The sequence below is a fragment of the Lysinibacillus boronitolerans JCM 21713 = 10a = NBRC 103108 genome (assembly GCF_000772935.1).
GTDB classification, from domain to species: domain Bacteria; phylum Bacillota; class Bacilli; order Bacillales_A; family Planococcaceae; genus Lysinibacillus; species Lysinibacillus boronitolerans.
Genome location: NZ_JPVR01000077.1, coordinates 168,394 through 190,901, shown reverse-complemented (window position 1 = coordinate 190,901; position 22,508 = coordinate 168,394). Strand labels below are relative to the sequence as shown.

At 38.8% G+C, this 22,508-nt stretch carries 21 protein-coding genes and 1 pseudogene; 15 read left to right on the top strand and 7 right to left on the bottom strand.

Features of this window, described 5'->3' with window-relative positions:
• Nucleotide 1: 1 nt before the first annotated feature.
• The 11 genes and pseudogenes from CD31_RS15260 to CD31_RS24045 all read left to right on the top strand — a co-directional run bounded on the left by CD31_RS15260 (nt 2) and on the right by CD31_RS24045 (nt 10,262).
• Complete coding sequence (locus CD31_RS15260; protein ID WP_036078799.1) at nt 2–235, top strand: glutaredoxin family protein; 234 nt, start codon at nt 2–4, stop codon at nt 233–235.
• A gap of 261 nt (nt 236–496) precedes the next feature.
• Entirely contained in the window at nt 497–619 is a 123-nt protein-coding gene (locus CD31_RS24055; RefSeq protein WP_004228055.1) for a hypothetical protein, read from the top strand.
• Nucleotides 620–794: 175 nt separating this feature from the next.
• Nucleotides 795–1,847 (top strand): sugar-binding transcriptional regulator, encoded by a 1,053-nt coding sequence (locus tag CD31_RS15255; protein ID WP_036078797.1) that lies wholly within the window; start codon nt 795–797, stop codon nt 1,845–1,847.
• Nucleotides 1,848–1,973: 126 nt separating this feature from the next.
• Complete coding sequence (gap, locus tag CD31_RS15250; RefSeq protein ID WP_016994764.1) at nt 1,974–2,990, top strand: type I glyceraldehyde-3-phosphate dehydrogenase; 1,017 nt, start codon at nt 1,974–1,976, stop codon at nt 2,988–2,990.
• 544 nt (nt 2,991–3,534) lie between these two features.
• Nucleotides 3,535–4,719, top strand: a complete 1,185-nt coding sequence (locus CD31_RS15245) for a phosphoglycerate kinase (RefSeq protein WP_026023505.1) — start codon at nt 3,535–3,537, stop codon at nt 4,717–4,719.
• 19 nt (nt 4,720–4,738) lie between these two features.
• The gene (tpiA, locus tag CD31_RS15240; protein ID WP_036078795.1) at nt 4,739–5,500 is read left to right on the top strand and encodes a triose-phosphate isomerase; all 762 of its coding nucleotides are present in this window, start codon (nt 4,739–4,741) and stop codon (nt 5,498–5,500) included.
• Nucleotides 5,493–7,034, top strand: coding sequence for a 2,3-bisphosphoglycerate-independent phosphoglycerate mutase (gpmI, locus tag CD31_RS15235; RefSeq protein ID WP_036078793.1), 1,542 nt, complete (start codon nt 5,493–5,495; stop codon nt 7,032–7,034). The genes tpiA and gpmI overlap by 8 nt, the downstream gene beginning before the upstream one ends.
• Before the next feature lie 2 nt (nt 7,035–7,036).
• Nucleotides 7,037–8,329, top strand: coding sequence for a phosphopyruvate hydratase (gene eno / locus CD31_RS15230; RefSeq protein WP_016994760.1), 1,293 nt, complete (start codon nt 7,037–7,039; stop codon nt 8,327–8,329).
• A gap of 585 nt (nt 8,330–8,914) precedes the next feature.
• Nucleotides 8,915–9,442, top strand: a complete 528-nt coding sequence (locus tag CD31_RS15225) for a DUF6241 domain-containing protein (RefSeq protein WP_036078790.1) — start codon at nt 8,915–8,917, stop codon at nt 9,440–9,442.
• 359 nt (nt 9,443–9,801) lie between these two features.
• Nucleotides 9,802–9,918, top strand: a pseudogene (locus tag CD31_RS24050) (hypothetical protein); the annotation flags it as partial.
• Between the two features lie 218 nt (nt 9,919–10,136).
• Nucleotides 10,137–10,262, top strand: a complete 126-nt coding sequence (locus tag CD31_RS24045) for a hypothetical protein (RefSeq protein ID WP_258860336.1) — start codon at nt 10,137–10,139, stop codon at nt 10,260–10,262.
• Nucleotides 10,263–10,304: 42 nt separating this feature from the next.
• Here CD31_RS24045 and dltD read toward each other — a convergent pair whose 3' ends face one another.
• The 7 genes from dltD to CD31_RS15185 all read right to left on the bottom strand — a co-directional run bounded on the left by dltD (nt 10,305) and on the right by CD31_RS15185 (nt 17,865).
• Entirely contained in the window at nt 10,305–11,480 is a 1,176-nt protein-coding gene (gene dltD, locus CD31_RS15215; protein ID WP_036078789.1) for a D-alanyl-lipoteichoic acid biosynthesis protein DltD, read from the bottom strand.
• A complete protein-coding gene (dltC, locus tag CD31_RS15210) occupies nt 11,477–11,710 on the bottom strand; it encodes a D-alanine--poly(phosphoribitol) ligase subunit 2 (RefSeq protein ID WP_016994756.1) in 234 nt (77 codons plus the stop codon). Before dltC ends, dltD begins: the two co-directional genes overlap by 4 nt.
• Before the next feature lie 42 nt (nt 11,711–11,752).
• Entirely contained in the window at nt 11,753–12,916 is a 1,164-nt protein-coding gene (gene dltB / locus CD31_RS15205; RefSeq protein WP_036078787.1) for a D-alanyl-lipoteichoic acid biosynthesis protein DltB, read from the bottom strand.
• Nucleotides 12,913–14,388, bottom strand: a complete 1,476-nt coding sequence (dltA, locus tag CD31_RS15200) for a D-alanine--poly(phosphoribitol) ligase subunit DltA (protein ID WP_036078786.1) — start codon at nt 14,386–14,388, stop codon at nt 12,913–12,915. The genes dltB and dltA overlap by 4 nt, the downstream gene beginning before the upstream one ends.
• Before the next feature lie 17 nt (nt 14,389–14,405).
• The gene (locus tag CD31_RS15195) at nt 14,406–14,543 is read right to left on the bottom strand and encodes a teichoic acid D-Ala incorporation-associated protein DltX (protein WP_004228095.1); all 138 of its coding nucleotides are present in this window, start codon (nt 14,541–14,543) and stop codon (nt 14,406–14,408) included.
• A gap of 279 nt (nt 14,544–14,822) precedes the next feature.
• On the bottom strand, nt 14,823–16,469 hold the full coding sequence (locus tag CD31_RS15190; RefSeq protein WP_036078784.1) for an alkaline phosphatase: 1,647 nt from the start codon (nt 16,467–16,469) through the stop codon (nt 14,823–14,825).
• A gap of 148 nt (nt 16,470–16,617) precedes the next feature.
• Complete coding sequence (locus CD31_RS15185) at nt 16,618–17,865, bottom strand: transglutaminase domain-containing protein (protein WP_036078783.1); 1,248 nt, start codon at nt 17,863–17,865, stop codon at nt 16,618–16,620.
• 205 nt (nt 17,866–18,070) lie between these two features.
• Between CD31_RS15185 and secG the strand changes: the two genes are divergently transcribed.
• The 4 genes from secG (at nt 18,071) to smpB (ending at nt 22,284) form a co-directional block, all read left to right on the top strand.
• Nucleotides 18,071–18,298, top strand: a complete 228-nt coding sequence (secG, locus tag CD31_RS15180; protein WP_004228101.1) for a preprotein translocase subunit SecG — start codon at nt 18,071–18,073, stop codon at nt 18,296–18,298.
• Nucleotides 18,299–18,486: 188 nt separating this feature from the next.
• On the top strand, nt 18,487–19,233 hold the full coding sequence (locus tag CD31_RS15175) for an alpha/beta hydrolase (protein ID WP_036078780.1): 747 nt from the start codon (nt 18,487–18,489) through the stop codon (nt 19,231–19,233).
• 37 nt (nt 19,234–19,270) lie between these two features.
• Nucleotides 19,271–21,745 (top strand): ribonuclease R, encoded by a 2,475-nt coding sequence (gene rnr / locus CD31_RS15170; protein ID WP_036078778.1) that lies wholly within the window; start codon nt 19,271–19,273, stop codon nt 21,743–21,745.
• A gap of 71 nt (nt 21,746–21,816) precedes the next feature.
• On the top strand, nt 21,817–22,284 hold the full coding sequence (smpB, locus tag CD31_RS15165) for an SsrA-binding protein SmpB (RefSeq protein ID WP_004228105.1): 468 nt from the start codon (nt 21,817–21,819) through the stop codon (nt 22,282–22,284).
• The last annotated feature ends 224 nt before the right edge of the window (nt 22,285–22,508 follow it).

Below are 22,508 nucleotides of genomic sequence, written 5' to 3'. Positions count from 1 at the left end.
TATGAAAATTAAATTTTTTAGTAGGGCGAATTGTCCTTTATGTGTAGAAGGGCTACAGACATTAAAGCTTGTTCAGGAAGATGTTCTATTTGATATTGAAATAATTGATATAGAGCAGGATGATCGTATACATGAAAAATATATGCTAATGATTCCGGTAGTTGAAAAAGATGGTGTCGTCATTCAGTATGGTAATTTAGATTATGCCACGTTAATGGAGCGATTAGGCAGTTAATCTACTGAAAGTATAAAGAGTTATTAACGGTATAAATGACTTTATTATTAGCTGTCATTCTCACAATTCACAAATTGTTCAATGAAAGCGGTTTGAATTTGAACAGTTTGTGAAGACCTTCACATTAGACTTTCTTTTCCTAAAAATCGGAGTAGAATAGGTATCAAGTAAGAAGTTGTTATAAAACAGTTTAGCAAATGTATCACAAATTTTAGTGGTTGTTATATTACAAAAATGAATGATGTGAAGGGAGATTTTACAATGTGGGTAATTACAGTATTTGAGAAAAAGGACGTTCGTATTTTTGAATTTACAAATAAAACTGAAGCAACAAAAGCTTTAGAAGGTTTTAAAAAGAACGCGATTTTATCTTTCACTAAATAAGTTCAACAAAGTCTTGTAGCTGTTTTTATAGCTATGAGGCTTTTTTTTATCCAGAACAAGACAACTACTTGCACTTTAAAACAATGCATATTATAATAAAACCATAAGTGGGACACAAAATAATTAAGTGGGTTAAAAACAAACCCACCACTATTAATTAGGGGAGTAGATAGATATGTTAACTGTTCCAGAGGCACAGCAAAGGCTACTTCCTGAAATGTATCCGCTTCTGCAAGCAAGATATCGAATTTTGCAGGCCGTTCAACTTATGCAACCAATCGGGCGACGTACGCTAGCCGATTCACTGAAAATGACAGAAAGAGAAATACGCAAAGAAACTGATATTTTACGTGAACAAGGGTTATTAGATGCGCAAAAGTCGGGTATGGTATGTACAGATGATGGTGAAATAGTCATTGAAAAATTAAGAGCCATCGTTTATGAATGGGCTGGTTTAACCCAGCTTGCAAAAGTGCTTGAAAGCCACTTGGGCATCCAACGTGTAGTCGTAGTTCCTGGTGATTACAATGAGGATCAGACAATCCTAACCATGCTTGGCAAAGAAGCAGCATTGCAATTTATGTCGACTGCTTTTGATGAGCAAGTTGTAGCTGTCACTGGTGGAAAATCTGTTGCCTCTCTTGCGCAGTTTTTACATCCTTTAGACGGACAAAAGCATATCACCTTTGTAGCTGCACGCGGGGGGATTGGACATGAAATGCAAATGCAGGCCAATACACTTGTTGCAACATTTGCCATGCAAATGGAAACTCAGTACCGTACTTTATTTTTACCAGAGCATTTAAGTGAGCAAGCTTATCAAGCGATGTTAACAGAGCCGATGGTAACAGAAATGATGGCCTTCTATGATCAAGCAGATTGCGTCATTCATGGGATTGGCTCCGCAGAGGAAATGGCTATTCGTCGTAACTCATCTCCTGAGGATTTGCGAATTCTTGAGGACAAAGGCGCTGTAAGTGAGGCTTTCGGTTATTATTTCAATGCCGATGGAGAAATAGTACATCGCATACGCACAATTGGTATCCAGCTTGAGCAGGTACAAAACAGTGAGCAGGTCATTGCAGTTGCAGCAGGCAAAAAGAAGGTCAATGCAATGCTTTCTTATTTCAAAGTAGCACCTAAGCAAACCATATTTGTAACAGATGAAGCAGCGGCCAAAGCAATTGCTGCTAAAATATCTTCTATAGAAAATAAGCATCTTGAATGATGGCAAAGTTGTAAACATGTCACTCGATCTCAGAAAGTGCTAAAGCATTTTTTGAATGAGCATAAAGTAAATTTTGATGTCTCTATTCATAGAGACAGACATCACACATTATTGGAGGAATTAACAATGGCATTAAAATTAGCGATTAATGGATTTGGACGTATTGGACGTTTAGTATTTCGTGAGGCAATGAAGCATGATGAATTTGAAGTAGTAGCCGTAAACGACTTAACAGATGCTGGTCAGCTTGCGCACTTATTGAAATATGATTCAGTACACGGTATCTATGATGCTGAAGTCAATGCAGATGAAGATTCTTTCGTAGTAAATGGTCAACGTGTAAAAGTATATGCTGAAAAAGATCCTGCACAATTACCGTGGGGCGAATTAGGCGTAGATGTAGTGCTTGAATGTACTGGTCGATTCCGTTCAATGGAAGAAGTAGGCAAGCATATTGAAGCAGGGGCGAAAAAAGCGATTCTATCAGCACCAGCAAAAGGAGCAATGCCTACATTTGTTATGGGTGTAAACCATGAGGATTATAACCCAGCAACTGATGATGTGATCTCCAATGCTTCTTGTACAACAAACTGTCTGGCACCAGTAGCTAAAATACTTGATGAGAAATTTGGCATCGAACGCGGTATGATGACAACAATTCACTCTTATACAAATGACCAACGAATTCTAGACTTCCCACACTCTGATCCACGTCGTGCACGTGCTGGAGCGGTGTCTATGATTCCAACAACAACAGGCGCAGCAGTAGCTGTATCAAAAGTATTGCCACAATTAAAAGGTAAGCTAGATGGCTTCTCTATGCGTGTGCCAACACCTAACGTATCATGTGTTGACTTAGTTGTAGAGCTAAAAGCAGATGTATCGAAAGAAACGATTAATGCAGCATTAAAAGAAGCTTCTGAAAATGAGTTAAAAGGCATTTTAGATTACAATGAGCTACCATTAGTTTCAATTGATTATAACGGTAACCATCATTCTTCTACGGTAGACGGCCTTTCAACAATGGTGTTAGAAAACAAAATGGTGAAGGTTTTAGCTTGGTATGATAACGAAATTGGTTACTCTACTCGCTTAATGGACCTAGCTTTATACATTGCTGAACAAGGCTTAAACCATAAATAAGTATCATATTTCGACATTTTGAGTAAAAAGTGTGACATATTACTGCTTTTTATGCACAAAAAGTATAGCCTTTATAATATCGAATAGATATAATATACAAGGGTATTGGGAGTAAGGGATAACCCTTACTCCTTTTTTTCTAGATTCAGCCAGAAAACACCCACCTTTATAGGTGGTGAGATGTATACACAAATGACTCTCTTGGTTCATTGGTGTCCGATCACGACTGAATCAAGATAAAAGCCTCAGCGAATGTCACGGATTTTGAAGAGGAATGTTTCAAAGCAAGTTCTAAAAAAATCTGGACACAATTACGCTGAGACGTAATTGATACATGTTGATTGCAAGACATCGCAGTTAACTTTTGCTACTATAAAAACAAGTATTAGGGTTCATTATCAAAAGTTGGAGAATCATACTTACATGAGATAGTGACGCTGAAAAAGTACTAACTGACTTTTCAATTTAGTAAGCATGGTGTAGAGCCAAGATGGGTAAAACACAAGGGTGTAAAACTAAAACAAACTTTGAAGGGAGTTTCTTCATGTTAAATAAGAAAACAATGAAAGATATTGATGTAAAGGGTCAACGCGTTTTTGTGCGTGTAGATTTTAATGTGCCAATGGCAGATGGTGCTATTACCGATGAGACGCGTATTCGTGCAGCGATTCCTACAATTGAGTATTTAGTAGAGCAGGGTGCTAAAGTTATTCTAGCTTCTCACTTAGGACGTCCAAAAGGTGAGGTAAAAGAGGATATGCGTTTAACAGCTGTTGGCATTCGCTTAGCTGAATTAATGGGCAAGCCTGTTACGAAGCTTGATGAATCCATTGGGCAAGCAGTGGAAGAAGCCGTTGCAAACATGCAAGATGGAGATATTCTATTGCTTGAAAATGTACGCTTCCATGCTGGTGAAGAGAAAAATGACCCAACATTAGCACAGCAATTTGCTCAGCTAGCAGATATTTATGTTAATGATGCTTTTGGTGCAGCCCATCGAGCGCATGCTTCTACAGAAGGAATCGCTAAGCATATTCCAGCTGTATCTGGATTCTTAATGCAAAAGGAGTTAGATGTACTAGGTAAAGCCTTGTCTAACCCTGAGCATCCGTTTACAGCCATTATTGGTGGTGCCAAAGTAAAAGATAAAATTGGTGTTATTGAAAGCCTATTAGAAAAAGTAGATCACTTAATTATCGGTGGTGGTTTATCCTTTACATTTATTAAGGCACAGGGCCACGATATCGGTAAATCATTGCTAGAGGAAGATAAAATTGAGCTAGCAAAGTCCTTTATTGAGAAGGCAAAAGCAAAAGGTGTGCAATTACATATGCCAGTCGATGCTGTTGTGGCAAATGAATTTTCACAGGATGCTGAAACACAAATCGTTGATGTAGATGCTATTCCAGCTGATTGGATGGGTCTAGATATTGGACCTAAAACGGCTGCAAACTATGCAGAAGTTATCAAAAACTCTAAATTAATCATTTGGAATGGACCAATGGGTGTCTTTGAAATGGACAAATTTGCAAACGGCACAAAAACTGTTGCTGATGCAATGGCAACAACAGCAGGCTACACAGTAATTGGTGGTGGCGATTCGGCAGCGGCAGTTGAAAAATTTGAAGTAGCAGATAAAATGGATCACATTTCTACAGGTGGTGGTGCTTCCTTAGAATTAATGGAAGGCAAAGAGCTTCCAGGGATTGTAGCACTAAACGATAAATAAGCTAATCGGAGGCAAAATGATGCGTAAACCAATTATTGCAGGTAACTGGAAAATGTTTAAAACATTTGAAGAGTCTATTCAGTTTGTAGATGCTGTACAAGAAAAACTTCCTTCCAATGACAAAGTAGATGCTGTTATTTGCGCACCAGCTCTTTACCTACCTACACTTGTGCAAGTTGCTAGTGAGTCAGAGCTGGCGATTGGTGCACAAACTATGCACTATGAAAATGAAGGTGCTTTTACTGGTGAAATTAGTCCAGCACAGCTAGCAAGTGTGGATGTTGACTATGTCATTTTAGGACACTCAGAACGTCGCGAATACTACAACGAAACAGATGAAGCGATTAATAAGAAGGTAGCAGCAGCACTTGCACACGCTATCGTGCCTATTATTTGCTGTGGCGAAACACTAGAAGAACGTGAAGCAGGCACAACAGAGCAAAAAGTGGCAGGCCAAATTAAAGCGGCACTTGCTGGGTTTGAAGCACAGCAAGTAGAGCATATGGTCATTGCGTATGAACCGATTTGGGCGATTGGTACTGGTAAAACTGCTACAGCAGACGATGCAAATCAAGTATGCGGAGCGATTCGAGCAGTAGTAGAAGAGCTATATAATGCTGAAACTGCGAATGCTGTGCGCATTCAATATGGTGGCAGTGTCAAGCCTGATAACATTCAGGAGCTTTTATCGAAAGAACATATTGATGGTGCTTTAGTTGGTGGAGCAAGCTTACAACCAGAATCTTATTTAACATTATTGGAGGCGGCAGCAAATGCCTAAAAAGCCAGTAGCATTAATTATTTTAGACGGCTTCGCATTTCGAGATGAAACATTTGGGAATGCAGTAGCACAGGCGCATAAGCCAAATTTTGATCGATATTGGCATCAATTCCCTCATGCGACATTAACAGCTGCGGGAGAAGCCGTTGGATTACCTGAAGGACAGATGGGGAATTCCGAGGTGGGGCACTTAAATATCGGTGCAGGACGTATCGTATATCAAAGCTTAACACGCTTAAATAAATCTATTCGTGATGGAGATTTCTTCACGAATCAAGCCTTTTTAGATGCAGTAGCACATGTTAAAGCTCATCAGTCAAAGCTACATGTTATGGGCTTATTGTCAGACGGTGGTGTCCATAGTCATTATGAGCATATGTTTGCACTATTGAAGCTAGCTAAACAGCAGGGATTAGATGAAGTTTATGTACATGGCTTCTTAGATGGTCGTGATGTTGGTCCAACAACAGCATTAGACTATATCGAAGAAACTGAAAAGCAAATGGCTGATATAGGCATAGGGCAATTTGCTTCAATTCATGGACGTTACTATGCAATGGATCGTGATAAACGGTGGGATCGTGTCGCACTGACTTATAATGTCCTGGTGGATGGCGTTGGTCAAACAGCAGAAAGTGCTAAAAGTGGTGTAGCAGCATCCTATGAGCGTGAGGTAACAGATGAATTTGTCATCCCATTTAGCATTCAAGAGCATGGCGAGCCAGTAGCAACAATTGGCGATCATGATGCTGTGATTTTCTTTAACTTCCGTCCTGATCGTGCCATTCAGCTGTCAACAGTGTTTACAAATGAAGCATTCGATGGCTTTGCTATATCTACAAATCATCCAAAGAATTTAAAATTTGTGTCCTTCACACACTATAGTGATGAAGTCAACGCACAGGTTGCTTATGAAAATGACAACTTGAAAAATACAATTGGTGAAGTATTAGCGACGAATGGAAAAACACAGTTGCGCATTGCGGAAACTGAAAAATATCCACATGTTACATTCTTTATGAGTGGTGGACGTGAGGAAAAATTCCCAGGTGAAGAACGTATTTTAATTGCTTCTCCAAAGGTGGCGACATACGATTTAAAACCTGAAATGTCTGCCTATGAGGTGACAGATGCTTTACTTGCAGAAATTGAGGCTGAAAAATTTGATGGCATTATTCTTAACTTTGCCAACCCTGATATGGTTGGTCATAGTGGAATGCTGGAGCCAACTATTAAAGCCATTGAAGCAGTAGACGAATGCTTAGGAAAAGTAGTAGATGCACTCCTTGCAAAAGGGGGCGCAGCTATTATTACAGCTGACCATGGCAACTCTGATGAAGTGTTAACTTTAGCAGGTGAGCCAATGACAGCTCATACAACAAACCCTGTTCCAGTAATTGTGACAAAACCAAATATAATGTTAAGAAATGGTGGTATTTTAGCCGATTTAGCACCAACCATGTTAGAATTATTAGAGGTGTCACAGCCTACTGAAATGACAGGACAATCATTAATTGAAAAAGAGGAGAATTAATTATGCCATTTATTACACAAGTTTATGCGCGCGAAGTTTTAGACTCACGTGGGAACCCAACAGTAGAGGTTGAAGTATTTACAGAATCAGGCGCATTTGGTCGCGCAATCGTACCATCAGGTGCATCAACAGGTGAATACGAAGCGGTAGAATTACGTGATGGTGACAAATCTCGTTACCTAGGCAAAGGTGTATTAAAAGCAGTTGAAAATGTAAACACAATTATTGCGGAAGAATTGGAAGGTAACTATTCTGTTCTTGATCAAGTAGTCATCGACAAAGCTTTAATCGAGCTAGATGGCACAGAAAATAAAGGCAAGCTAGGTGCCAACGCAATTCTAGGTGTATCCATGGCAGTTGCACATGCTGCGGCAGATTATTTAGATGTACCTCTTTATCAATATCTTGGTGGGTTCAACTCTAAGCAATTACCAGTACCAATGATGAACATCCTAAATGGCGGTGCTCACGCAGATAACAATGTAGACATTCAGGAATTTATGGTTATGCCTGTTGGTGCAGAATCATTCCGTCATGCATTACGTATTGGCGCTGAGATTTTCCATAGCCTAAAAGCTGTTCTAAAAGCAAAAGGCTACAACACAGCAGTAGGTGATGAAGGTGGTTTCGCACCAAACCTTGGCTCTAACGAAGAAGCGATTACAGTGATCTTAGAAGCGATTGAAAAAGCAGGCTACAAACCAGGTGACGAAGTGAAACTTGCAATGGACGTAGCATCCTCTGAACTATTCAATAAAGAAGACGGCAAATACCACTTAGATGGAGAAGGTGTTGTCAAAACTTCTGAAGAAATGGTGGATTGGTACGAAGAGTTAACAAATAAATACCCAATCATTTCAATTGAAGATGGCTTAGACGAAAACGACTGGGCTGGACACAAGCTATTAACAGACCGTATCGGCAGTCGCGTACAATTAGTAGGTGATGACCTATTTGTAACAAATACGAAAAAGTTATCTGCTGGTATTGAGCAGGGCGTAGGCAATGCCATCCTGATTAAAGTAAACCAAATCGGTACACTAACAGAAACATTTGAAGCGATCGAAATGGCGAAACGTGCAGGCTACACAGCAGTTATCTCTCACCGTTCTGGTGAATCAGAAGACGCAACAATTGCTGATATCGCTGTTGCAACAAATGCTGGTCAAATTAAAACAGGTGCTCCATCACGTACAGACCGTGTAGCTAAATACAACCAACTTCTTCGCATCGAAGATCAACTTGGTTCAACAGCAGAGTATCTTGGTTTAAATTCCTTCTATAACTTAAAATAAGTATTTGATTAAAGCGAAAATAGGCAATACGGATGTATTGTTTCAACCTCTGATTTATAAGTGTGAGAAACACTTGTAGATTGGAGGTTTTTTCGTGCTTATTAAAGATTTGTTGAAAGAATTTACATTTGCAGATTAAAAATTATTCAATCAGAACAACAGAAATTTATAACTACAATACAACTCACTTCATTCAATATCTGGACGAGTTTCATGAGGTGAATGAAATTGAAAACGTTTCTACAGTTCATGTAAAAGGAGTCGCAAAACACGCCCCCCTTGTAAAAACGTTATGTACCTAGCAAAATGCTAGATACCTCAGCAATGTTTTTTTGAGGTACTCTCCTCTATAGAGAGCACCTGTGACGGATTAACGCATACAAAATTGTATTAGTTGTATTTAATTAAGGACGCAATTTTGCGTTGGTTAACATGCTGAATACAAAGTATATACCATTATCTACGAACAGTTTTCGTACTATAGTCATTGAACACTCTGTTATTATTATCCTAATTACATAATATAAACCAATACATAATTACATAATGATATAATGATATAAATTACAATGAGGAGTTAATAACATGAAGAGAAAAACAAAATCTGCAATTGTTATCATTGCAATATTGTTAATTTTTGGAGGGATTTTTGGTTACATTAAATCCACCGAACAAAAGGAAAAACCTGTTACCAAAAAAGAAAGAGCCACTATTGTTGTTGACGGAGTAGCGCTTGAAGATAAAAAAGTTACAAAAGAAGAATTGCTTTATCCTGACAATTTAATGGAAAGCAAAGTAAATGAAACCATCCATAGCATGTCTCACCAAAAAGTGAAAGCTGCTTCTCAATGGGGTCGTGAGCGAATAACACAAGAAAAAGTTGACCGATTGTTAACTGTAGTTAAAATGAACGATTATAAATATAAAGATCTTTACATTTCAATATTAGAAAGATGGTCGAAAGGTGACTTTTCAAACGCCGTTGACGACCATAACAAAATTTGGGAATTGCAAGGTGGCGATGACACAACAAATTCAGGAAGAGCAACTCGTTTATTATCGCCCGAGGAAGAAGAGCAGTATATTGAACAATTTTACACAGATGAAAAATAGGTGAATTTTTAAATTGTATGCAAATTTTTCTGTTTGTTACCATTAATATTTATTACACAAAATCCACCAATTACTAGGATACAAAAACATTATCGGTGGAGGGTTTTATTAATGAACGAAGAAAGAACTTAACAGACAAAGGACTTTATCATTTAAATATCACTTTGAACGCAAAAGCCAATGGATTGAAGAACGTGTACAAGAAGAGTTTGGCGATCCAATCATTCATGCGGTCACAATTTGGACCTTACAAAACGGAACAAGCGAAATCCGAAATTTCAAGTTTTTGTGTTCACTAAGACTCCCGAATTTATTGTAGACTTCATAGAATTGACCCTAATCAATTAAGGTTCATGCCAGGTGCTCCATCACTTACAGACCGTGTAGTAAAATACAACCAACTTCTTCGCATTAAAGAGCAACTTGGTTCAACAGCTCAGTATCTTGATTTACAATCGTTCTACAACCTTAAATAATAGACAAAAAATACCTCAAAGTATGTACATACTTTGAGGTATTTTATTAGAAGTATGTATACCCCAAACAGTCAAGTATAATAAAGAAAATTAGAGGTTAATAGGGTTATGGGGATCAAGAGGTAAGGAAACTTTCTAGTGAGACAGCTACAGTAACAGAACAAATTGAAACCTCTCTTAAAACGATTACGAGTAATATTCAAGCACTTATGGAAAGTATGGAGCATATTGAAGTAGCATCAAATGATCAGGCAGAGCAGGTTCAACAATTTGGTGAAGCCATTGAAAAACTAAATGAGATAAGCGAGCAAATGGCGCTTTACATAAAAGGTCTCTTACGATAATAGGAAAGGACAGTCTACTCTGTTAGACTGTCCTGATTATGTTTATGGCTGTGACCAATGCTGATCTAATTGCTGATCGAGATAGACCCAGCCCTTCCAGGCAATATGAATCGTATCCATAATAAAGTAAGGATCATATTCATGATCTGAAAAATCAACATAGGCAACCTTTGCATCCTTTAATACTTGCTCCATTTTATCGTAGTACTTTTGACGACGCTCCTCAGGATAGCCATTATAATCATACCAATAGCCATTGACTGGAATGGAGACGAATAGTGGCTTGGCACCTGCATCCTTTAAAATATCGATAACTAGTTGGAAATCCTCATATTCAGGAGAGTTTGTATAATCCTCTTTTTTTCGTATATCTTTAAACTTTGAAAATTTAGCATTTACAAGTCGCTGATAGGCGCGATCTTCAATCATATAGTCATTGGATACACGCTTCTCCCCATAGGCCTCTGCATGCTGCAATTGTTGCTCAAAGCTTTGATTGGCAATGAGCTTGTCATTACTTTTTAATGCATGACCTTTACGTGGGAAAAGGGAATAATATAAATCCTTCTTTTCTAGTAACGCCTTGTGGAAACGCCCCGCAACCATGGCCATACGTCCAGTAATTGGTTTTTCCTTGCCGTTAGACATTTGATATTGGTACATGGTCTTTAAGAGGCGATCTCGTTTGACAGTATCAAATTCAAGTAGGCGCTCCATTGCTCTTTTACGAAGGTTGGCATCCATCTCCTGATTAAAGGCTAAATCATAAGCATGTAACATGGAATAATTCGGTGAAAAGTGAAATTCACCCATGCCCTTCTCTGTAAACCATTGAGGGGAGATGATAAAGACCACTTTTTTATCCTTTAAATTGTTTTCTTGTGCTGCGAAATTCAAGAAGTGGGTAATGGACTGCATGCCTCCACGCCCAATCATAAATGTCGAATACGGAGCATCAGTTGCTCGCGTATAATTGTATGGATGGAATGGATCAAATCGGTTTAATTCTGAGGAGCCATAAAGTGGCATGGAACTAGGCTCCTGCAACATTCGCTCCTGTAAATATGTGCCCTGAAATACAAGTGGAGACATGTTTGTTTTGGCTTGCTCCACATCCTCATTGGATATCCATGCTTTAATCCAAGCATTAGGAAAAAAGACAAAGCCAGTAAAAAGAGCAAATGCAATAAATAAAGAAAGAAAGCCTTTTTTGATCATTGTCTTTCAGCTAATTTCCCTGCTATTCGATTAGGCGTATTCCATTCTTCACGATTGAAATCAGTAATAGGGACAGAAATATTAAAACGGTTTTCAATTTCAACTAATAAATTAATTGTCCCAAATGAATCTAGTAAACCTTCTTCAAATAAATCAATATCTGGATTTTCTACAATAATTTCATCTTCACATAACTCGACTAGCATTTCTAAAACTTGTTGTTGATCCATTAATAATTCTCCTTTAGTGAACAGGCTCTTACAGCCCTTTGTTTAAAATAATGTGCCAGAAAAAATATAGAAGCCAAAGCATACAGCATGAAACGTAATGATTACGCCAATAGCATGCGTCCATTTATTTTTTGGCCAACGCTTATGCTTTTTATTCCAGCGCTCAAATTTATCAAAGCTAATAATCAATAGGGCATGATAGAGTCCATAGACCACAAAGTGCCATTCCAGACCATGCCAAATACCCATTAAAAAGAATAGTAAAAAGAAGCCTATATACGAAATAGCAAATTTATTTTTTAACCATTTTTTCTTTGTCATCCAAAGGACAAAGCGCATATAGACATAATCCCTAAACCAGAAGGAAAGGCTCATATGCCAACGATTCCAAAAATCTTTAATATTGCGGCTGGCGAATGGGCGATTAAAGTTAATCGGTGTTTGGATACCCATTATCCGGCTCACACCAACAGCAAATGCACTATAGCCAGCGAAATCAAAGAATAAGTAAAAGCTATACATATACATATACGCTAGCTGTCCCTGAAAGGGTGTCAAATAGTTATACGTATGGTTAGGTAAATAAATAAGCGTGTAGTTGTAAATTAAATAAGCCAAAATAAACTTATATAAAAAGCCGACAAAAATATAGTTAATGCCACTCAATAGCAGCTTTTGGTAATCCTCCGAGGAAGGTACGGTATGAAAATCCTTTGTAAAACGACGCCAACGATCAATAGGTCCCGATGATACGGTAGGAAAGAATAATAAGAAATAGACTAGCTCTACTACAGAAATTTTCTCTTTCATCAAGCCATCACGAGTTTCTAAAATCATTTGCACCGCTTTAAACGTAATGTAGGATACACCTAGGAAGCCAAATACATGATGTAACCCGAGAATCGGCAAAACCTTCACAAGAATCAGGGGTAATATGGATAAAAGCACTGCTATTATAAAAATGGTTCCGCTATTTTGCTGAAGTCGGTAACGCTGATAAGCCACAATAAGTACTACCTGAAAGACAGTAAATAATACGAGCGAGATGGTCCCATTCATTGAATGTCCGAAGATTAATGCTAAGACAATGACCGAAACAAAAAGATTATAGCGTTTCGAAGATTTGCCTCGTAACCCTAGGAGGATAGTAGGTAGTAATAAAAGTCCGATGATCACAAAAAATGCTATATTTCCATAAGGCGTCATACTGTCTCCATAACCGCCAATCCTTTACGATCTATCTTACCATTTGGATTTAGTGGTAAAGCGTCCATATATTTAAACGTTTTCGGTATCATATAGGCAGGTAAGTACGCTGATAAAAGTGCCTTCAATTGCTTTGTTGTTTTAAAAGCACCGTCTGTTAATGGCTCATGTAAAACAATATGGGCACTAAGAGAAATGATTTCCTTCTCCTTATAAACAGGCACAACAACACAGCTTGAAACAGGTGGCAGGTTACTAATTTGTTTTTCAATCTCTTCAATTTCTAGACGGTAGCCATGTAATTTCACTTGGAAATCCTTACGACCTGAAAAGAACAAATAACCATCCTGCACATAGCCTATATCACCCGTTTGATAGATGCGATCGCCATCCACGATCGGGAAAGCTTTAGCTGTTAATTTAGGCGCTCCCAAATACCCTGCGCTAACGGTTGGCCCTGAAATAATAATTTCTCCATCTTCAGCTACAGATACGTTTGGCTCCGTTATAGGGGCAATCGGTAATTGTTCGAAGCGAGCTACTAGCTCTTTCGTCACCTTTACATAGGATACAGCAACTGTTGTTTCTGTAGGACCATATAAATTATAAATTATTGCCTGTGGAAAACGGAGCATCAACTCGTTACATACCGCTATCGGTAATACCTCTCCGCAAAATAAAAAAGTATCCAATGCAGGCATGAGTTTTTGATCCCATTCTTTGTTCATCAAACACATCTTGGCAAAGGAAGGTGTAGAAGTCCATACACGAGTATTTGACGTCGCTAATGAATCAAACAACGCTTTTGGATTAGCAATTTCTTGCTGTGTAATCGCATAAAGTGTGTGTCCACCAACAAGAGCTGGGTAGAGATCCATAACAGATAAATCAAAGGAATAAGGTGCTTGATTTAAAAATACGCCGTCTTCCTGTAAAGGAAAGTGCTCCTGCATCCACATAACAAAGTGTGTTAGATTACTAGCTGTTATTTGAACCCCTTTTGGTTGACCCGTTGAACCAGAAGTGTAAATAATATAATGGATATCCTCATCTTGAACCCATGTTGCGGATGATAGGATCACGTTCTTTGATGAGGCATCCAGAATATCATGCACTGCCATAACGGGAATGTTCATCTGCATCTGTAATAGCTCTGTTGTCAATACTAAACCTGCTCCAGAAGCTTCTGTAATGAGCTGTAATCTTTCCGATGGTGTTGATGAATCAACAGGTACATATGGATGGCCAGCCTTTACAGCTCCGATAAACGCAACAATTTGCAGGGGGGACATATGTCCATAAATGACAATAGGTTGTTGTCTCCGCAAGTTAAACTTCATTAAATAATCGGCAAGACGATCCGATAAATGCCAAAGCTCACTATAAGTTAAGGAGGCATTGTGTGTCTGATAAGCAGTTTTTTGTGGCTGCTGGATGGCCACACGTTCAATAGCTGCCAAAATACTTAACATATTTTAATCTCCTTTATTTAAAATTCCGTATATATAAATGGTCCAGCGTTCATATCATGGAAGCCATGTATAAGAAACAACAGTACCAAAACAATCAAATAAAACAGCGTGAAGCCAATGAAGCGTAAATACTCATTATTTTTGATGGATTGCATTTGTCCACCTCCAATGAAAAAAAGTATAAGATTAAACTTTCAAAAAATAGTAATTTACTAGTTAAAAATCCTTACCTTATGTTTTTAACACTGATTTGACGGAATGTGGAGAAAAATGTTGCTGAATTAAGATGAATTCAGTAAATCATAAGATTAATTTAAGGTAAATTTAAGGTTTTGGGGGAGTGTGTGGGTTTTACAAACTATTGGTTGGTTATCTTATGTAAAAAAAGCACGAACATAAGGGAATAATTTCAACTTATGTTCGTGCTATTATTTTTATTTCACTTCATTAATAACTTTTTTAGATACATAAAATTCAGAGCCATTGTAGACATTGATTGTATCAAATGTATGAGTCTTTACCGTGTTTGAGGAAGTTTGTTCATACGTCATCGTGTTTTTGTTAACTGGAATTTTCACTGTGATATCTGCTTTTTGTGCAATAAATGTTGGGTTTTCTTTATCGGATAAGTCGATTTTTGTTGTAAATCCTTTTTCCGTAAATGCCTTCGTTGCAGGCACATATAAATCATTTGTTAATGTGTTTAAGTCAAAGCCCATAAAGCGTGCCATTGTATGGGCTAAATCAGTGTTTTCTACTAATCCTGTCAATTTGGAAGGACCAAATGAATATAAGAATACATCTTCACCCGTATGGCCACCTGTTGTATAACCAATGTTAGCACGATTGGCTAGCATTTTTACCATTTCATTGCCTAAGTTTTTAGCGGACTGTAATGTTTTAAGCTCGTCCTCCGTTAACGAATCTAAGCCATATAGAGCAGCGACCTCAACTAAATTAGAGCGATTTTCTTTTAGTTGGCTTAAAGCTCCTTCAATGGTCATCGTAGCTTTTTTTAACGGGTCGATGTAAGCAGAGACTGGAATGCTAGAATAGGTACTAGTAGTGTTAGCGTTCCCCATCGTAATGCCGCTATTTCCATGATCAGTTACTGCAATGACTAAAGTGTTACCGTCTTCCTTCGCAAAATCAACCGCTTCTTTCACTGCAGCATCGAATGATAATATATCGCTAATGATACCGATTGTATCGTTGGCATGTGCAGCCCAGTCAACCTTACTACCTTCTACAAAGAGGAAGAAGCCGTCCTCATCCTTTTTCAGCGTATTGATTGCTTTATTCGTCATTTCAGCAAGTGTAGGCTCAGATGCCCTTGTTTTTGCACGATCTAAATCATAAGCAAGTGCACTTGGTGCAAAGCTTCCCCAAATTTTTGAGGATTGACTATTAAAAAGCTCATCGCGTGTTTTAACGAGATCATAATTTTTTTCATTCAAAACCTTGATTAAGTCTTCGCCATCTTGACGAGCATTTTTTGATGTGCCTGGTGAAAGTGATTCTAGACCACCGCCTAAGACAACATCAATATTTTGATAAACCTGCTGCTCTGCAATATCCCCGTATTGACTTCTATTGTTGACGTGTGCAGAAAAACCAGCTGGTGTAGCATGTTGAATTTCGGAAGTAGAAATTAACCCAGTGGCCTTACCTTGCTGCTTAGCTCCTTCTAGCACATTGGCTACAGGTCGGAAGGCATCTTCCTTAGCGATTTGCGCTAATCCAGGGGAGTTGATTACAGAGGGAAGCACACCTATATATTTATCGTTCGATTTATGCCCAGTTGCTAATGCTGTAGCAGCAGGCGCGGAATCAGTAATGGCTGATTCAGCAGAATATGTGCGCATAGCACCCGATAAAATTTCATCCATTGCTAGGCTTTCACCTTTATACCAACGAGAAAGGGTGACAGCATTATTACTGCTACCATCCATCACAAGCATAATGACATTTGTCGGTTTCTTTACTTCGGCTGCATGTACCTCTTGCTGTGGGATGCTAACTGCGGATAAAGTCACTGCACTTGCTAAAAACAATGAAGTCCATTTTTTTGCGTATTTCATGATTTTCCTCCTTTAGGTGAATTCAACTGTAAGTGTAAAGGAAGGGTGTAAAGCTAGCGTTAAAGGTTTGTTAATGAAATATGGTAATTATGTAAATAAAGAGGAAGAAAAGAATCTGTGTAATAGTCACACAGATTCTTTTGGGGCATTACAAATTTTCCTGGTGTTGTGCGCCATCAATCGTTTCATAATATAAAATGTCTTCTTCGATGTACAAGTTGAGGACTTCATCTTCAAGTAAGACTTCTTCTGAGCCGTCCTGAACATTAATTTTTGTTAAATAACCAGCATTGTCATAGTCACTGCAATAAATGGAATCATCATAAGTAGCTAAATAATAGCATGCCGTTTCTGTAATTTGATTGTTTTCATTTGTGTCTAAATTATAGGAATAGACCATATTATCAGTGATACTATTATAATAAATCACATCATCCACAGTATTGGCATACCACATATCATGCATAAAATCATAATTGTTATTTGTAGCAGTAAAATAATTTTCTTTTACCCATAAATGATCTTGGCTTAGTTTTTTATCACTGACTAAAAAGTATTCATAGGAAATCGCATAAGGCTCCGCTGAATCCACATCATTCCACGTTGTATCAAGATGATACCAATTGCCATCGATACTGACTAAATTCCAAGCATGCAGCTGATCCTCACTATAGCCATAAACATATTTCGCTTCTACATCCGAAGCTAATAATAGGCGATAAGCTAGCAGAGCATAGGCTTGACATACCGCAGTTTCCTCGTCTATCAGCTCAAAAACCGTTTGTCCCTCAGTAGAGCCTTGTTCTGTATAAGTGGCTAACTGTACGACCGTATCATTAATGATTTTAGCACGTTCAAAATCTGTCATATCTGTCGTAATATACTGTTCAGCAAAAGCCTCTACATATTGATCGACCTTTTGCTCCTTTTTGGCATCTGTTAAGTAATCAATCGACAACTCTACCAGATAGCCATCATCTGTTTCCCAAGCCGTCCATTCATAAGTAAGAAAATAACCAGCTGTATAGGGATTAACGAAGGAAAGAAGGCTATTTAAGTCATTCAGCTGCACCTCAAAATCTTCGAAGTTTAGCTTCCCAGTATAAGGGACTTCAAAGTGCTGTTCAAACTTTGCTACTTGTTTTTCGACTCTTTTAGTGAATTGTAGTAAGGCAGGATCATCCTTAAATAATGAGGTTGAGAAAAGATCATTCGGTGAAAAAGAGGCAGATAGCGCTTTACTTTCTGGTTTCTTCATATCATTCTCTGTATCTTCTGCTAAGGTAGTAGTTGTTACATCCTCTTCCTCAAGAAGTAGGTCAATGGCCTTTGAGCATGCCGTAAGAAAGGGAATCATGCAGCATAATACAAGCAGCGCTGCTATTTTTTTATTCATTTTCCCGCCCTCCAAAAAATTTCATTTTTGCCATTATAATTTAATTTACAGGGAGTGACATCCACAAATAGTAGCATAAGTCGACAAGGAAGGAAGCATGAGGCGGAAAAATTCCAGCAAAACATAAAGCGAAGTTTGTCATCGTAACCTTTTTTTGTTATAATGTAGTCTGTTGTGATGTTTCAAAGTTCGGGAGGTGCAGTGAATGCATACAGTAGTATTAGTTTCATTAGTTATCGTATCATTAGCGTTAATCGTTGTGGTATTACTTCAATCTAGTAAAAGTGCAGGCTTATCAGGTGCCATCTCGGGTGGAGCTGAGCAACTATTTGGAAAGCAAAAAGCACGTGGTATGGATTTAATCCTTCACCGTGCAACAATTGTGTTAGCTATAGTGTTCTTTTTATTAGCAATCGCTATTACAAAAATCTAATAGTTGAAGATATATCGCCTAACCGAATTGGTTGGGCGTTTTCTTTTATCATTGTTAAATGGTAAATTCTCTCTCAGTAGTTAAAAATGAATTGTAACGAAATAACCAATGCCATCCGCTGGGCATCATCGAGATGACGAGAATGGGTATAGTATGTATAAGTGTTTTAGAATGAAGGAGTGCTTACAGTGAACAAATCATTATCACAGCCATTTTTCTTTCAGGCAGGACCACGTGCTGTTTTATTATTACACGGCTTCACAGGAAGCTCTGCAGACGTACGAATGCTTGGTAGATTTTTAGAGAAAAAAGGGTATACTACATTAGCACCTCACTATAAAGGTCACGGTGTGCAACCAGAAGAACTAATCACAACAGGTCCAGCAGACTGGTGGCAGGATGTTGTTGCCGCCTACAAACAGTTACAGGATGCTGGCTATCAGGAAATAGCCGTTGCTGGCCTTTCATTAGGCGGTGTTATGGCATTAAACGTTGCATTAAATAATCCTGTTAAAGGAATTGTTACAATGTGTGCCCCTATGACAATGCGTACAACTGACGTTATGTTTGAGGGTGTCTTGAAATATGCAAGGGACTATAAAAAGTTCCAAGGGAAACAGGAAGAACAAATTGAAGCTGAAGTTGCAAGTATTGCTGACAAAGGCATGCCATCTCTACAGCAACTACGAGAATTTATAGCCCGCACTCGTCAAGAAATTGACATGATTTATGCGCCTATTTTTGTCGTACAAGCTACAAATGATGAAGTAATAGAGACAGAATCTGCCAACATTATATATAATCAAACTGAGTCACTTGAAAAGCACATCAAGTGGTATGAAAACTCAAAACATGTTATTACATTAGATCAAGAAAAAGATCAATTACATGAGGACATTTATCGCTTTTTAGAAAGCCTAAATTGGGCACAATAATTATAAATAGGATTTTCTCATGAAGGAGGGAATATGTATGAAAGATCAAAAAGATACACTACAAAGTCGTTTACTCGATTTTTTCAGCAAAGATGATTATAAACCACTAACCGTCGGTGAAATCGAGGATGAATTCGGCTTTGAGGATGCGGAGGAGTTCAAGGAGCTTGTAAAAACGCTTGTCCGCATGGAAGGGCAGGGCTTAGTTGTGCGTTCTCGCTCCAATCGCTATGGCCTACCAGAGCGTATGAATTTACTAAGAGGTAAATTTATTGGGCATGCGAAGGGCTTCGGCTTTGTAACGCCTGATATTGAGGGCATGGACGATGTGTTCATTCCACCACATGAAATTAATGGTGCCATTAATGGAGACATCGTTTTAATTCGTGTTTTAAAGGAATCATTCGGAGATCGTCGCGAAGGTACTGTAACAAAGGTCGTTGAACGTGGTCAAACAAGCTTTGTTGGGACATTCCAAGCAAATCGAGGCTTCGGCTTTGTTGTCCTAGACGATAAAAAGCTACCAATGGATATCTTTATTGCCAAAGGAGATACATTAGGAGCTGTCGATGGACATAAGGTTGTTGTTGAGGTAGCAACATGGCCAGAGGATTTAAAATCTGCTACAGGCTATATTACAAAAATTTTAGGGCATAAAAATGATCCGGGTGTGGACATTTTATCCATTTTATATAAGCATGACATTCCACCTGAATTCCCAGATGAAGTCATTGCTGCTGCACAACGTGTGCCAGATGAAATTACCGAGGCCGATTTAGTAGGTCGTCGTGATTTACGTCATGAAACGATTGTGACAATTGATGGTGCAGATGCAAAGGATTTAGATGATGCTGTAACCGTAACGAAAAATGTAGATGGTACGTATAAGCTTGGCGTACATATTGCAGACGTAAGTTATTATGTAACGCAAGGCTCAGTCATTGACATTGAAGCTTACGATCGTGCGACAAGTGTTTATTTAACAGACCGTGTAATTCCAATGATTCCACATCGTTTATCAAACGGTATTTGTTCATTAAATCCACAGGTTGACCGTTTAACACTATCCTGTGAAATGATTATTGATGCGAATGGTAATGTGGTTGCACATGAAATTTTCCAAAGTGTCATTAAAACGACTGAGCGTATGACGTATAAGGACGTTTACAAAATTTTAGAGGAGCAGGATGAGGCACTAATTGAACGCTATGAGCCACTTGTTCCAATGTTTAAAAACATGGCTGAGCTATCTGGTATTTTACGCCGTAAACGCGAAATGCGAGGAGCCATTGACTTTGACTTCAAAGAATCCAAGGTGATCGTAAACGAAGAAGGATGGCCAGTTGATATTGAATTACGTGAACGAACAGTAGCGGAGAAATTAATTGAAGACTTCATGCTAGCTGCCAATGAAACAGTGGCTGAGCACTTCCACTGGATGAATGTACCGTTTCTATACCGTATTCACGAAGATCCAAAGCCTGAAAAGCTTCAACGCTTCTTTGAATTTGTCACGAACTTCGGTATTTTAATTAAAGGTACTGGTAATACCGTTCATCCTAAGGCATTACAGGATGTTTTGAAGGCAATTGAAGGTATGCCAGAGGAGCCTGTTATCTCAACGATGCTCTTACGTTCAATGCAGCAGGCGAAGTACTACCCTGAAAGTCTTGGACACTTTGGCTTATCAACGGATTTCTATACACACTTCACATCACCAATTCGTCGTTATCCTGACTTAGTTGTACACCGTTTAATTCGTACGTATTTAATTAACAAGGATACATCGAGAGAAACCGTTGCACAGTGGAGTATGGCAATGGATGAAATTGCTGACCACACATCTGAGCGTGAACGTCGTGCTGTTGATGCAGAACGTGATACAGACGCACTGAAAAAAGCACAATATATGTCCGACAAAATTGGCGAAGAATTCGAAGGAATTGTTTCATCCATTACAAACTTCGGTATTTTCGTGGAGCTACCAAACACCATCGAAGGACTTGTCCATATTAGCAATATGACAGATGATTACTACCGCTTCGATGATCGTCAAATGATTATGATCGGGGAACGAACAAATCGCCAATTCCGTATTGGTGATGAAGTGACAGTTCGTGTGGCAAATGTCATTATTGAGGAGTCATCCATTGACTTTGAAATCGTTGGAATGGTAACTTCATATGGACGAACACGCAAAGCAGCACCAACTGTTATTCATGCACGTAAAAATTACAGCGATAACAAAGGTGGACGCAGTCGCCGAAGCACACGCAGTGATGAGGAAAAAGGCGGACGTGGTGGCAATCGTAGAGGTGGTCGTCAAGAGGATGACCGTGGAACTCGTAGCTCATCATCAAAGCAAGGTGAACGACGCGAAAGCGACCGTGATCCACGTGGACGCCGCAAAGATGACTCAAGCCCAGGTCCTAAAAAACGCGTGAAACAAAAGCAAAAGTTCTATGAGGGCATTGCCAAAAAAGGCAAAAAGAAAAAAACAAAACGTAAATAAGCCTAAGCGAAAGTATCCATTGGAAGGGTGCTTTCGCTTAAGCTCAACCTTTTAAGTAGAGGGTGAAAGATATGGCAAAAGGTTCTGGTAAAGTATTAGCACAAAACAAAAAAGCAGGCCACGACTACTTCATCGAAGAAACAATCGAAGCAGGCATGGTCCTAACAGGTACAGAAATCAAATCCATCCGTGCAGGCAAAGTCCAACTGAAAGACTCCTTTGTCCGCGTCCGCAATGGCGAAGCATGGATCAACAATATGCACGTTAGCGCATTCGAACAAGGCAACCGTTTCAACCACGATCCACTACGCACTCGCAAGCTGCTGCTCCACAAAAAGCAAATCGGCGAGCTAGTCGGTGCCGTAAAACGTGACGGCTACACAATCGTTCCACTGAAAATGTACATCAAGGATGGCTACGCCAAGCTCCTTATCGGCATTGGTAAAGGGAAAAAAGATTACGATAAGCGCAGCGACATGCGCAAAAAAGAAGCCAAACGCGAGATGGAACGTGCCTTCAAGGCAAAAAATCAATTTTAATAGATTTGGAGAAAGCTCACTGCGAATAGCGGTGAGTTTTTTCGTTGTTGGGTGGGGCGAGCGAGTTTGGCGGATAGAATGGTGAAAGTAACGGATAGAGGTTGAAAAGTGGTGGATAGCATTGCAAAAGTGATGGATAGCAGACTTAATCTGGCGGATAGTATTTATAGCTAAGCCAATTTTTTCTATTAAAGCGGTACACTTGAACTCTCTCTCATTTTGTT

Excerpts from the sequence above, each read along its gene's own strand:
- CD31_RS24055 (WP_004228055.1), top strand. The coding sequence starts at position 497 with ATGTGGGTAATTACAGTATTTGAGAAAAAGGACGTTCGTATTTTTGAA.
- CD31_RS15225 (WP_036078790.1), top strand. The coding sequence starts at position 8,915 with ATGAAGAGAAAAACAAAATCTGCAATTGTTATCATTGCAATATTGTTA.
- smpB (WP_004228105.1), top strand. The coding sequence starts at position 21,817 with ATGGCAAAAGGTTCTGGTAAAGTATTAGCACAAAACAAAAAAGCAGGC.
- CD31_RS15260 (WP_036078799.1), top strand. The coding sequence starts at position 2 with ATGAAAATTAAATTTTTTAGTAGGGCGAATTGTCCTTTATGTGTAGAA.
- dltA (WP_036078786.1), bottom strand. The coding sequence starts at position 14,388 with ATGTTAAGTATTTTGGCAGCTATTGAACGTGTGGCCATCCAGCAGCCA.
- eno (WP_016994760.1), top strand. The coding sequence starts at position 7,037 with ATGCCATTTATTACACAAGTTTATGCGCGCGAAGTTTTAGACTCACGT.
- tpiA (WP_036078795.1), top strand. The coding sequence starts at position 4,739 with ATGCGTAAACCAATTATTGCAGGTAACTGGAAAATGTTTAAAACATTT.
- gpmI (WP_036078793.1), top strand. The coding sequence starts at position 5,493 with ATGCCTAAAAAGCCAGTAGCATTAATTATTTTAGACGGCTTCGCATTT.
- CD31_RS15255 (WP_036078797.1), top strand. The coding sequence starts at position 795 with ATGTTAACTGTTCCAGAGGCACAGCAAAGGCTACTTCCTGAAATGTAT.
- CD31_RS15195 (WP_004228095.1), bottom strand. The coding sequence starts at position 14,543 with ATGCAATCCATCAAAAATAATGAGTATTTACGCTTCATTGGCTTCACG.
- dltB (WP_036078787.1), bottom strand. The coding sequence starts at position 12,916 with ATGACGCCTTATGGAAATATAGCATTTTTTGTGATCATCGGACTTTTA.
- CD31_RS24045 (WP_258860336.1), top strand. The coding sequence starts at position 10,137 with ATGGAGCATATTGAAGTAGCATCAAATGATCAGGCAGAGCAGGTTCAA.
- CD31_RS15245 (WP_026023505.1), top strand. The coding sequence starts at position 3,535 with ATGTTAAATAAGAAAACAATGAAAGATATTGATGTAAAGGGTCAACGC.
- rnr (WP_036078778.1), top strand. The coding sequence starts at position 19,271 with ATGAAAGATCAAAAAGATACACTACAAAGTCGTTTACTCGATTTTTTC.
- secG (WP_004228101.1), top strand. The coding sequence starts at position 18,071 with ATGCATACAGTAGTATTAGTTTCATTAGTTATCGTATCATTAGCGTTA.
- CD31_RS15185 (WP_036078783.1), bottom strand. The coding sequence starts at position 17,865 with ATGAATAAAAAAATAGCAGCGCTGCTTGTATTATGCTGCATGATTCCC.
- gap (WP_016994764.1), top strand. The coding sequence starts at position 1,974 with ATGGCATTAAAATTAGCGATTAATGGATTTGGACGTATTGGACGTTTA.
- CD31_RS15190 (WP_036078784.1), bottom strand. The coding sequence starts at position 16,469 with ATGAAATACGCAAAAAAATGGACTTCATTGTTTTTAGCAAGTGCAGTG.
- dltD (WP_036078789.1), bottom strand. The coding sequence starts at position 11,480 with ATGATCAAAAAAGGCTTTCTTTCTTTATTTATTGCATTTGCTCTTTTT.
- dltC (WP_016994756.1), bottom strand. The coding sequence starts at position 11,710 with ATGGATCAACAACAAGTTTTAGAAATGCTAGTCGAGTTATGTGAAGAT.